Below are 12,246 nucleotides of genomic sequence, written 5' to 3'. Positions count from 1 at the left end.
CACAATCGCATTGCTATTTATGCGGTTGAGCCAATGGATCAATCACGACTTTTTCCTCTTCTTCGGCCTTCTCTATGCCTTCCTGTATGGCCTCTTGGGCTTCCTGTTCATCTTCGGCCGTCTGTTGCAGTGATTGTTGTTGCTGTTCAAAGCGAAGACCTGTTTGCAACACCACATAAATTGGAAAATGATCTGAACCGATATGGGACAAACGTTTCATTTTAACTAAACCAAAATCGGTACTATGAAAGATATGATCCAGTGACCAACGTAGTAAAGGATAGTTGGCATGGAAAGTATTCATAAAATAGCGCCCAACCCGCGGATCGAGCAAGCCGCTAATACGCTGGAACAAACGTGTTGTTCGCGACCAGGCCACATCATTCAGATCACCCATCACAATACAGCTCTGGTCCAGATCTTTGATCTGATCACCCACAAGCAATAACTCGGCATCTCTTAAAGTCGAATCTTTGGCCTCAGTAGGACTCGGCGGCTTCGGATGTAAACAATATAATTTGACCTGTATCCCCGACTTCAAGGTCAGGCAGGTATGAATCGAAGGAATTTCATCACTTAAGATAAACTTCACTTCGGTATCTTTTAACGGCAAGCGACTGTACAGATGCATGCCATACAGATTTTCCAACGGTACAGGGACCCGAAACGGATAGTCTGGCTCAATCTGGCTAAGCGCCTGTTGCCAGGCAGCATTGGATTCAAGCGTCAACACCACATCAGGCTTTAATTTCTCAATATGCTCCAGCAAAAGATGATATTGATGATTGGGAGTCAGTACGTTGGCGACCAGTAATGAAATTTGCTGTTCTGGCTTTAAGTCCGCCTGTTTGACTTGTTGTACCTGCTTTTTCCATAACGGCGTATAAGGCAGCACCATTTTGAGCTGATAGGCAATCGCAGCCATTAAGCCAAGAAAAAACAGCTCGGTGCTCAAGGTCCAGTCCGACAGACCAAATAACATTGCCCCGGCAGTCACGATCCCCAATGCCAAGATCTGTAATCTGGGAAAATCCGCGCCCCGAATCCACCATTCATCTCTCGGGATTAATGACCAAAAGGAAAGCCATATCACCACTGCTGCGCAAATCTGAATCCACATCATGTTCATTTTTCTCTTAGGGATAGCATAGATTTACAATAAAGCTGTCGCTTTATCAATTTTCTCTCTAATATAAACAAGATATTCCACTCAATAAACTGACTGTTTTAGTTCGCTAAAGCTTGCAGTTGTGGACGCTTTTGATACACTCAAACCCCTTTAAAATTTTTTACATACCGAGGCACAATGACATGAAAGTAGGTCTGGTCGGTTGGCGTGGGATGGTTGGTTCTGTCCTGATGCAACGTATGGTTGAAGAGAATGATTTTGCTCATATTGAGCCATTCTATTTCTCTACCAGTAATGCAGGTGGTGAAGCACCTGCATTTGGTGGTAAGACTGCCCCAGCACTTATGGATGCAACGGACATTAACAGTCTGAAGCAAATGGATGTCATTTTGACCTGTCAAGGTGGTGATTACACATCTGAAGTTTTCCCGAAACTCAAAGCTGAAGGTTGGGATGGCTACTGGATTGATGCAGCCTCTACTTTACGTATGGCAGATGATGCAATCATCGTTCTTGATCCAGTGAACTTGAACGTAATCAAAGATGGTTTAGTGAATGGCACTAAAACTTTCGTTGGTGGTAACTGTACGGTTTCATTGATGTTGATGGGCTTGGGTTCATTGTTCCAGAACAATCTGGTGGAGTGGGCAACCTCAATGACCTATCAGGCAGCATCGGGCGCAGGCGCGCAAAACATGCGTGAACTGATCACTGGTATGGGCTATCTGTATAACAATACCAAAGACTTACTGGATGATCCTAAATCTGCGATTCTGGATATTGATCGTCAAATTGCTGACTTGCAACGTGGCGAAGGTTTTCCGAAAGCAAACTTCGGCGTGCCATTGGCAGGTTCATTGATTCCATATATCGACAAACAGCTCGAAAGTGGTCAATCAAAAGAAGAATGGAAAGGTCAGGTTGAAACCAATAAGATCCTCGGTAACCAGCAAATTGTTCCAATCGATGGGCACTGTGTCCGTATCGGTGCGATGCGTTGTCACTCTCAAGCGATTACCTTGAAACTGAAAAAAGATGTGGCACTGGACGAGATCGAAGATATGATTCGCAACTCGAGCCAATGGGCAAAAGTGGTTCCGAATACTCGTGAAGCTTCTATGACTGATCTTACTCCAGTTGCAGTCACAGGAACTTTAACTGTGCCAGTCGGCCGTTTACGCAAGCTGAATATGGGTAAAGAATATCTCGGTGCATTCACGGTTGGTGACCAGTTACTCTGGGGCGCTGCAGAGCCGTTGCGTCGTATGCTTCGTATCCTGGTTGAATACAAGAACGCTTAAGCAAAAATCCCGGAAAATCAAAAGCCGATCACATTTGATCGGCTTTTTTATGCTGATGAAAAATGAAGAATTTACAATTCATTTACATCACGGTAATGTATACTTTTTTTCTGACCATCACATCACTTTTTCATGGATCGAGATGACTGTTTATAACAAATTAAAAATTGCCATTTTAACCATAATTTCTTCGCAACATCTTTATGCCATTACACTTGATCCATTGCAAATCCAGTCTGCGCCAGGTGAATTACTGTATGCGGAAATGAGTTTTCATCAGGCCGATCTCAACTCGAAATTTGATGTCAGTCTGGCGACACCAGAGGACTTATTGATGATTGGCGCTGCACATCAGCCGCCTTCAAATCTGAACTTTTTTACACGCCGCAATAATCAGGGCGAAGGTGTCATTGTCATCACCTCTTCCCGCCCAATGACCGATGCTGAACTGAACATTATTATCAAAATACAGGAAGGCGGCGCTTCTCATTTAAAACATATACGCCAGTCCATGCGTCAGGCAGTCAAAGCACCACCGCTCAGCGCAAAAAGTAATAATGAAAAATCACTGACACCCAAATTTATCGTCAGCGAAAAAGATATAGCCTTAAACCTGCCTGAAAGTACCCGTTTCAATGTTGCAGACAGTACGGCACAACCCGGGGCTAAACAGGAAACCCTGTTAAATGCACCCTTTGCCTTACCGCCTGCATTAAAAAAACAATCTTCTTCTGAACTGGACAATGCAGCCGTCATATCAGTTGCCACGCCTGTCAATGCAGATCCCTCTGTAGCAGCACCACTTCAGCAAACAGCATCAAATATAGAGCCCAAAGCAGAGAAATTAGAGAAAGCAGCCGAAGTTACTGCTCTTAAACAGGACAATGTTCAAACAGCCCAAAGCTCTCCAGTCGCAACATCAACTATTCAGCCGGAAAATGAGTTCAAAAATACGGCATTAAAGTCGGTTGAAGATGCAGAGAAAACCAAGGCCCACTATCAGGCCAAAGAAGGTTCCACACCGGTTAAGCAAAAAGCACCTGTGCAGAATACGCCAATGCCCTCTACGGAGACTGCACAACAACATGTGGTACAACGCAATGAATCGCTATGGAGTATTGCACAACGTATTGCGGGGCAGACCCAACAACCTGTTGCTCAGGTGATGCATCAAATCAAGGCGCAGAATGAACATGCCTTTATTGGCGGGAATGCAAACCGGCTTAGACAAGGCTCACATTTGAATTTTAATGTCAGCGCCACTGCCACTCAGCAGCCTAAAAATATCAATCAGATTGCAGCACAAACGCAGCGCCCTGCCGCGGCTAAAGCCAAATATCGCTTACAGCAGGCAGAAATGTCCTTAGTTGCTGAAAGTCATCAAGATTCAAGTACGGGAAGTGCCAAAAAAGACACATTACAACAAAAAACCAGTGCAGACTTGTCATTAAAAGTTATGACAGCACGAGAAAAAACCGTTACATTACAAAGAAACGTTACCCAGTTAGAACTGGCACTGCATCAAAAGGAACAACGTATTCAGCTGTTAAATGCCCGGCTTGCCGAATTACAGGATCAGTTGAAAGCGCAGCAGGAAACTAAAAAGCCAACACGCTAGGTAACGAGAAGATTCTCATAAATTTGCATAAAAGCGGCGCTATCTTTAAGGGGTAAAGATCATGTCAAATATCATCATCGTGCTACTGGTCATTGTGCTGGTGGTCGCGATCTTTTTAAAAAAACGTGAAAGTAATCAGGCCAATGCTGCACCAAAGAAAGGTACAGCCAAAACACCGAAAAAAGCTGCCACCAAAACTGCTTCACGTACAACACTCGTTCGGGAAGAACAGGAACTTGCCCCTCAAGTTAGCACTGCAATTTCTGAAAGCCTGCGCCAACAGCTTGAAAGAAATATTCAAAGTGGTAATTTTCAAGCTGCTGAGGCACAAATCAATCAGTCTTTGAAACAAGATAACTCTCAACATGAGCTGTATCTGTTTTTGCTGGAGATTCATCTCAAACAGAAAGATGATTTTGCAATTGATCAACTGATCAAACATCTGCATGCACTGAAACTTGAAGATATTGTGCAAGCCGCTGAAATCAAACATCGCGAATATCTACAAAATAAACAGCCCGATTCAATCGAATTTAACGCGACCAGTTTTCATCAGACGCCTACAGCAGCTGAACCCGTCGCTCAGAACAATAGCGCTGATTTTGATGCTTTAGTGCAAACACCGGCAGCGCAGTCTTTTGATGATTTACAATCTGAATATAACGCGCCTGCAGAAGAAGCCAAACCTGTAGAGCCAGCGCCTGAAGTACAGCCCCTAGATTTCAACTTTTCGTTTGAACAAAAGCAAACGGTTGAACCTACCCCTGCACCTGTTGAAACACCTGAAGCAAAACAGCAGCAGCCGCTTGAGTTTTCTTTTGACCTGAATTCCACCCCAGCGCAGACTGAACAAGCCAAAGTTGAAGACACTAAACCTGAATTAGACTTTAACTTTGCGGATTTAGAAGTTGTTCCAAATCAGCCTGAAGCTAAACCGCAAAGTACAGAAACAGCACCAAGCCTTGATTTCAGTTTTGAACCGTCTCAGGAGCAAGTTGAAGAAAAAGCTCCTATTGAAAAGACTGAATTTTCATTTGACGCTGTAGCGCCCGCACCTGTTGTCGAGCCTAAAGTTGAATTTACGCCAGCACCGGCTCAAGCTTCAGCAAGTCATGATCCATTGATGCAATCCTTCCCGGATTTGCAACAACTGGATGAAGCACAGTTAAATCTGGAACTGGCTGAACAGTATATTGAACTGGGCGCTTACCAGTCTGCCCGTGAACTGTTAAAAAACACGTCAACATTGAATGCAGAGCAACAACAACGTTCAGAAATTTTACTGAATAAAATAGCTTCCTGAATTTGATCAGTCTAATATAAGCAGTCTCTAAGACTGCTTTTTTTATGATGAAAAAAATCGCTTTAATCTATATGGGTGGGACTTTTGGCTGTATTGGCGAACCGTTAATGCCAATGCCGGAACAGGACTTTTTACCGCTACTCGGCAAGGTGATCCCACCGCATTTACAGGTCGAATGCTTCGCTGCACCCAGTATTAAAGATAGCAGCGCCTGCACAGCATCCGACTGGCTGCAACTGGTCCAACAAATCCAGCAACTCCAACTGAATAGCTTCCAGCATTTCGTGATTATTCACGGAACCGATACGCTCAGTTATGCGGCAGCCACACTGGCACGCTTCTTAGGCCATTCTTGCCATGCCATTATTACCGGCAGTCAATATCCATTACTGAATATTGAAGGTAACGATACCCGTGAATTTACCGATGCAATCGGCAATTTATACCTGGCCCTAGAGCAGGTACTGAGCCTACCAAGCGGTGTTTATCTGGCCTTTCATCAACAAATCTTCCATGCCCAAACCACGCTAAAAGCCCATACCACCGAGCTGGATGCTTTTGTCGGGATCAAGGCAGAACAAAGTTGCCAGACCACCGCTGATGCTTTTGTGATCCACAATGACCATATCGAAAAAGCAGCGCAACTGAACATACTCAATCTGATGTTACAGCCGATTGCCAAAGAACAACTGGTCACGCAGTTAAAAAATCTTGCGCTTGCGCCACCCAATTTTCTGGTTTTACAAGGTTTCGGAACAGGCAATATTGCCGTCAATGATGAAATCCTTGGGTTATTCGAAACACTTTATCAGCAGCAATGTCTGCCGATTATTAGTACACAGGTTACCTTCGGGCAGCTGGATCAGCGTTATGCCGTCAGTTCATGGATTCAATCTGCCAAAGTTTTGGTCAATGATTGCCATAGCCATGCCGATTTATATGCAAAAGCCCTGCAAATGTATTTAAAATACCCGACCCACGAACAATGGTTCGAACATTGGCAGCAACACTAATATTGAGGTGAGAACATGCAACGTTATGCAATAGGTATTGAATTTTGCGGTACTCAATACCGTGGTTGGCAAACCCAACAGGCTGGCGTTGTCACTGTGCAGGAAACCATTGAAAAAGTGCTGAGTCGTATTGCCAATCAACCGATCGTGTTGCATGGCGCGGGCCGTACCGATGCCGGTGTGCATGCAACCAATATGGTGGCGCATTTTGATACCGACGCGATCCGTCCGGAACAAGGCTGGATTCGTGGGGCCAACAGTCAACTACCCAAAGATATTTCGATTCAGTGGATTAAATGCATGGATGAAAATTTCCATGCGCGTTTTAAGGCGGTGGCACGTCGTTATCGTTATGTGGTGTATAACGCCCCGACTCGCCCGGCGTTGCTGTACAAGCAAGTTACGCATCTCTATCAAACGCTTGATGTCCAGAAAATGATTACGGCTGCATCCAAGTTTGAAGGCACCCATAATTTCGAAACCTTCCGTGCGGCAGCCTGTCAGTCAAATCAACCGGTACGTCACGTCAAGCATTGTCGCCTGTTTGAGCATGGCCGTTATCTGGTACTCGACATTCAGGCAGATGGTTTTTTACATCATATGGTACGCAACATCATGGGCTGCCTGCTTGAAATCGGTCAAGGCATGTATGACATCGATCATATCGATACCATGTTTGCTGCAGAAGACCGTACTGCTGCCGGAATTACCGCCCCTTCCGATGGTCTTTATTTTATTCAGGCCTATTATCCAGATGAGTTTGAATTACCGAACATGCCTTTAGGCCCGCAGTGGCTCAATTTACCGGATTAATTCAAAATCCATGAACAAATAAAAAAGCCTGATCGATTTGATCAGGCTTTTTTCATTTTAAAGAAATTAACGCTGTTTACGCTTACGATATTCAACAGGAGTTTCATTGGTCCAACGCTTAAACGCCCGATAGAACGTACTTGGCTCAGAAAAACCGGTTAAATACACAATACGTTCCACACTTTCACTGGTATTCGCCAAAAGTTTTTTCGCCAGACGACAGCGATAGTCAGAAAGAATTTGCTGGAAGCTGGTATTGGCTTCACTCAATTGCGTTCTTAAGCGACGCGGCGTGATATTCAATTGTGCCGCAACCGTTTCTAGTGTCGTTTCACCACTTTCCAAGGTTGAGCCAATGGCACGGCGCACTTCACCGACCAGATCGTATCGCGCCAGTTCCTGTAATTTTTCAATCGCCAGTTGCTCATGCAATTGCAATAATTCTGGCTCAGCTTGCCACAATGGATAGTCCAGCACGGCAGCATCAAAATAAAGACGTGTTTCTTTTTGTCCTAAGCTGACTGGGCAACCATAGACCCTGAAATATTCATCATCAGCAGCACCTTCACTGAAATTAAAATCAATGTAGATTGGCTCAAACTGCCCTTCGGTAATAAATTTAAAGAAACGTAAAATGCCGGACATGGCACATTCGGAAAAATGGCGATTGACCAAATTATCCGGCCAGAACTGTTCGCCATTGGTCAAATAGCAGCGGCCATCTTCAATAATCAGCTTGGCATCAAAGGCATCACTAATCAGACGCTGGTAGGCTAAAGCGCGCTTTAATCCTTCACCAAAAGTTTCACTACTGATAAAAAGGTGTTCAATCACCTGACCACGGTACAAAGGCAAATGCTCGCCTAGGTGCAATCCGATATCCGGATCCTTACTCACGTCCTGTGCCGCAATCCAGAAGGCATTTTGTGCACTCAGGGGCGTTCTCGCATTGGTATCAACCTGATTTAGTGCCACGCCGGCTTTTGTTAAAATCTCTTCGGTTGGTAATCCTGCTTTACGAATTGCCTGATAACCAAAGCGCAATACAACTGATGCATCTGTTAGCTGACCCACGCAGTGCCCTTCCCTGTAGATACGTTATTATGACAATGAACAACAATTTTAGATTAACGTTGATTGACCAAACTGACAACAATATTCTGCTTATTTTGTTAAAAAAAATCCTAAATTGTCCGACAGTTTCTTTCGGTTAATATGTGACAGCCTTACCGCGACTTGATCTTGTAAATTTTAAATAAATTGACTATAATTTGCGCCTTCCCAATTTGATCATCAGGTAGGCTATGGCCAATAAAGAGGAACTCATTGAGTTCGAAGGCGTTGTCACCGAAACGCTTCCTAATACGATGTTCCGTGTACGTTTAGAAAACGGTCACGAAGTTATTGCTCACATTTCTGGTAAAATGCGTAAACACTATATTCGTATTTTGACAGGTGACAGTGTAAAAGTTGAAATGACACCTTATGATTTAACCAAGGGTCGTATCACTTATCGTGCACGCTAAGTCAGATTAGTGAATGCAAAAAAGCCACATTTGATGTGGCTTTTTTTATATCCGGGGATTTGTTTATTCACTCAGACGCGTGGTCTTACATGCGCCCGCTTCACATTCACGCAGGCGCTCTTGTAGCCAGTTGTTGCGCTCTTGGGTCATGCTTAAACGACATTGAATATTCGCCACGCTCTTCAGGTCCTCACTACACTCGACATCGCGATAACGGATCCATGCCAGTTGGGATTTCTTCAAAATTTTTTGTTGGGTTTCATTCAGGTATTTGCGTAATAGCTGATAGTTTTTATTTAAGTCCGTATCTGCACTCAGATAGACTTTATTGGTACAGAAAACATCATCATAACCATCACGTGTTTTATCACAATTATCCGCATAACTTAGTGTCGCCATCACACTACCTATCAATCCGAATATCAACCTGTGCATGAAACTTTCCACATCTTTTAACTTTCGGGCCCATCTAAGCATATTTTGACGCTGTTTAATATTACCCAAAAGTAGACAAGTTTGTACATTTTTGTCTTTATCCACGCTATGATGAGAACAGAAAGGATGCCGAATCATTCAGGAAAATAACATGGCAAATTATAAACTCTATCTGACTGCTTTCATGCTGGGCTTATCAGGATGTGCAACCCCAGGATGGCGATCCGTGCAACTGCAAGACTATTTACAGCCCTATGTGGGCCAATCCGCCGACCAGATCCAGCAGAACCTGAACTTGCGAAGTTTAGGCTTCCAGACCTTAAAACAACCCCAGCGAAGCAAAGAGAGCCTAGTGTTTACTGTGCTGCGCCCCATCAATATCCCGGTCCCCGTTGCACAGGCTTATGGAGATCCGAGTTCACCGACCAGTGGCTCGGTACGATTAGGATCGATCTCAACCAGTCAGCAATCTTATGACGTAAATTTCTATTGTCATATTATTTTCGAGCTGGATCAGCAGCAAATCGCCCGTGCTATCCGTTATGAAGGTAAGGCCTGCTAATTTCCACAATAAAAAAACGCAGCCATTGCTGCGTTTTTACTTTCAATACCGCTTAGTTCAGCGCTGAAACAACCGCTGCACCCATCGCATCCGTACCCACTTTGGTCATGCCTTCAGACATAATGTCAGCAGTACGTAAACCTTGATCCAGCACCTGACCAACGGCATCTTCAATTGCCTTAGCAGCGGCTTCTTCACGGAAGGTATAACGCAACATCATCGCAACGGACAGTACCGTCGCCAATGGATTGGCAATGTTCTGTCCTGCGATATCAGGTGCAGAGCCATGGCACGGTTCATACATGCCTTTGCCATTTTCATCTAGAGAAGCCGAAGGCAACATGCCGATTGATCCCGTCAACATTGCTGCTTCGTCAGACAAAATATCGCCGAACAGATTACCGGTAACGATGACATCAAATTGCTTTGGTGCACGCACCAGCTGCATCGCAGCATTATCCACATACATGTGCGATAACTGGATATTTGAATAGTGGGCTTGCTGTAAATCAGTCACCGTTTGCTTCCACAACTCAGTCACTTCAAGTACGTTGGCTTTATCGACCGAACATACTTTGCCGCCGCGTAATCCCGCCAGTTCAAAAGCAACCTTAGCAATACGCTTGATTTCGCTTTCTGAGTAAACGTCAGTGTTATAACCCTGTTTCTCACCATTTTCCAGTTCACGAATACCACGCGGCTGACCAAAATAAATCCCGCCCGTTAATTCACGAACGATGAGAATATCCAGACCTGCAACAATTTCTGGCTTTAAACTCGAAGCATCGGCCAATTGCGGATATAGAATGGCTGGACGCAGGTTGGCGAATAAATTTAATTCACTACGGATTTTCAATAAACCGCGTTCAGGACGGATTGCGCGCTCGATCGTGTCCCATTTAGGTCCACCCACCGCCCCCAGTAGAATGGCATCGGCTTGTTTTGCCTGTTCACTGGTCACAGCCGGATACGGCTCGCCATGTGCATCAATGGCTGAGCCACCCAGTAAACCATGTTCCCATGTCAAACCTAGATTAAATTTATCATTGACCTTGGTTAAAACCTGTTCTGCTGCAGCTACGATTTCAGGACCAATGCCATCACCCGCTAAAATTAAAATATGTTTAGACATCTACTTTTCCAGTTTTCATATAAGCAGTATTGCCACTGCGAGCCGATTAAACCTTTTTCTCAACAAACTCGCCCAGACCTGTACTCACGTCAAAAGGACGACAGAAACGGCGAATGGTATGTTGCTCTTGCTGTAAATCTACACATAGCGGATCAGGTACAGAAACGTTGAGTAAACTGCCCGATGAGCGATGTGTTCTGTCTCGATACATTTTAAAGGTATAGCGCACATGCGGTTTGAATGCATGAATGACATGGAAAGTTTCTGCGCGATCTGGAGAAATAGGATAGAAACGAATAACCACTTCATATTGCTTGGCAGGTACACTTAAATACACCTGCTGTTTTCGGCTGAATACCGAACCATGCAATCGTACAATCCCCCGTCCCATCGCCTGCTGGCTGATCCGGTGAGTCTTTGCATCGATCACGGCAATATCTCCAATTCGTTCAAACTCACAATTCTCAACGCCCGAACAATATAAAGTTGTGTTGTCCGCCTTACTTTCCAGCATGTTCTGTGCAATACGAACCTGATCGACCACGTTCGGTGCATTTTGACACGCGGTTAAGGTCGTACCAACACATAGACACAGTAAAATACTGCGAGCGAGTCTTCTTCTCATTATTCAAGCCCAGTCCTCATGCCTTGTTAACATGGAAGCAAAAAATTAGTCGCTAGCATGTTAACAAGAGTTCAATGTCTGCGCTATGGCTATGTTAAAAATGTCCAAGACGAAGTGTAATTTCGTCCACTCAACTTAAGCCTGAATGTCCTGAAACACCCAAGGACGCGCCTGTTTGGCTTTCGCTTCATAGGCACGAATATCGTCTGCAACCTGTAAGGTTAAGCCGATATCATCCAGACCATTCAATAAACAATGTTTACGGAATGGATCAACTTCAAATTTAAATGCCTGACCTGATGGCGTACGAACTTCCTGTGCATCCAGATCAATGGTTAACTGATACCCTTCGGTTTCAGCACATTCCTTAAATAACTGATCCACAATCTGTTCAGACAAGATCACAGGCAACATGCCATTTTTAAAGCAGTTATTAAAGAAAATATCGGCAAAGCTTGGCGCAATCACGGTACGGAAGCCATATTCACTCAATGCCCACGGCGCATGCTCACGACTTGAGCCACAACCGAAATTGGTCCGTGCCAATAAGATGCTCGAACCTTGATAACGCGGCTTGTTTAACACGAAATCAGGATTTTTTGGACGCTTGCTAATGTCCTGCCCCAAATAGCCTTCATCCAGATAACGCAATTCATCAAATAAATTGTCACCAAAACCTGTCCGTTTGATTGATTTCAAAAACTGTTTTGGAATAATCAAGTCGGTATCGACATTGGCACGATCTAAAGGTGCAACAATACCTTGCTCTACAGTATATTTTTTCATGAT

General features: G+C 44.3%; 13 protein-coding genes. 7 read left to right on the top strand and 6 right to left on the bottom strand.

Annotated elements, in window-relative coordinates; all coding sequences use genetic code 11:
• Positions 1–13: 13 nt before the first annotated feature.
• Positions 14–1,123: an endonuclease/exonuclease/phosphatase family protein gene (locus tag IEV39_RS15895; RefSeq protein WP_005280664.1), complete on the bottom strand. Its 1,110-nt coding sequence runs from the start codon at positions 1,121–1,123 to the stop codon at positions 14–16.
• Positions 1,124–1,311: 188 nt separating this feature from the next.
• On the opposite strand from IEV39_RS15895, the gene asd reads away from it, so the two are divergent.
• From asd to truA, 5 genes are all read left to right on the top strand, one after another.
• Complete coding sequence (gene asd / locus IEV39_RS15890) at positions 1,312–2,430, top strand: aspartate-semialdehyde dehydrogenase (RefSeq protein ID WP_005226618.1); 1,119 nt, start codon at positions 1,312–1,314, stop codon at positions 2,428–2,430.
• 142 nt (positions 2,431–2,572) lie between these two features.
• On the top strand, positions 2,573–4,048 hold the full coding sequence (locus IEV39_RS15885; RefSeq protein ID WP_005280667.1) for a FimV/HubP-related protein: 1,476 nt from the start codon (positions 2,573–2,575) through the stop codon (positions 4,046–4,048).
• Positions 4,049–4,109: 61 nt separating this feature from the next.
• The gene (gene fimV, locus IEV39_RS15880) at positions 4,110–5,351 is read left to right on the top strand and encodes a T4P machinery localization factor FimV (protein ID WP_005280669.1); all 1,242 of its coding nucleotides are present in this window, start codon (positions 4,110–4,112) and stop codon (positions 5,349–5,351) included.
• Positions 5,352–5,395: 44 nt separating this feature from the next.
• Positions 5,396–6,364: an asparaginase domain-containing protein gene (locus IEV39_RS15875; RefSeq protein ID WP_005280671.1), complete on the top strand. Its 969-nt coding sequence runs from the start codon at positions 5,396–5,398 to the stop codon at positions 6,362–6,364.
• Positions 6,365–6,379: 15 nt separating this feature from the next.
• Complete coding sequence (gene truA, locus IEV39_RS15870) at positions 6,380–7,177, top strand: tRNA pseudouridine(38-40) synthase TruA (protein ID WP_005280673.1); 798 nt, start codon at positions 6,380–6,382, stop codon at positions 7,175–7,177.
• A gap of 66 nt (positions 7,178–7,243) precedes the next feature.
• Here truA and IEV39_RS15865 read toward each other — a convergent pair whose 3' ends face one another.
• On the bottom strand, positions 7,244–8,251 hold the full coding sequence (locus IEV39_RS15865) for an AraC family transcriptional regulator (protein ID WP_005226611.1): 1,008 nt from the start codon (positions 8,249–8,251) through the stop codon (positions 7,244–7,246).
• 230 nt (positions 8,252–8,481) lie between these two features.
• Between IEV39_RS15865 and infA the strand changes: the two genes are divergently transcribed.
• The gene (gene infA, locus IEV39_RS15860; protein WP_001284370.1) at positions 8,482–8,703 is read left to right on the top strand and encodes a translation initiation factor IF-1; all 222 of its coding nucleotides are present in this window, start codon (positions 8,482–8,484) and stop codon (positions 8,701–8,703) included.
• A gap of 63 nt (positions 8,704–8,766) precedes the next feature.
• On the opposite strand, the gene IEV39_RS15855 is transcribed toward infA, so the two are convergent.
• Entirely contained in the window at positions 8,767–9,138 is a 372-nt protein-coding gene (locus IEV39_RS15855) for a lysozyme inhibitor LprI family protein (protein ID WP_032876205.1), read from the bottom strand.
• A gap of 151 nt (positions 9,139–9,289) precedes the next feature.
• Here IEV39_RS15855 and IEV39_RS15850 point away from each other — a divergent pair, with 151 nt between their 5' ends.
• On the top strand, positions 9,290–9,700 hold the full coding sequence (locus IEV39_RS15850) for a hypothetical protein (RefSeq protein ID WP_005280678.1): 411 nt from the start codon (positions 9,290–9,292) through the stop codon (positions 9,698–9,700).
• A gap of 52 nt (positions 9,701–9,752) precedes the next feature.
• Here the strand turns inward: IEV39_RS15850 and leuB are convergent, their stop codons facing one another.
• The 3 genes from leuB to leuD form a co-directional block, all read right to left on the bottom strand.
• Positions 9,753–10,832, bottom strand: a complete 1,080-nt coding sequence (leuB, locus tag IEV39_RS15845) for a 3-isopropylmalate dehydrogenase (RefSeq protein ID WP_005280680.1) — start codon at positions 10,830–10,832, stop codon at positions 9,753–9,755.
• Between the two features lie 46 nt (positions 10,833–10,878).
• Positions 10,879–11,457, bottom strand: a complete 579-nt coding sequence (locus tag IEV39_RS15840; RefSeq protein WP_005226601.1) for a hypothetical protein — start codon at positions 11,455–11,457, stop codon at positions 10,879–10,881.
• Between the two features lie 135 nt (positions 11,458–11,592).
• A complete protein-coding gene (gene leuD, locus IEV39_RS15835; protein ID WP_005226600.1) occupies positions 11,593–12,243 on the bottom strand; it encodes a 3-isopropylmalate dehydratase small subunit in 651 nt (216 codons plus the stop codon).
• Positions 12,244–12,246: the final 3 nt, after the last annotated feature.

The organism is Acinetobacter courvalinii (assembly GCF_014635545.1).
In the GTDB taxonomy this organism is placed as follows: domain Bacteria; phylum Pseudomonadota; class Gammaproteobacteria; order Pseudomonadales; family Moraxellaceae; genus Acinetobacter; species Acinetobacter courvalinii.
This window is presented reverse-complemented; position numbering and strand designations above follow the sequence as displayed.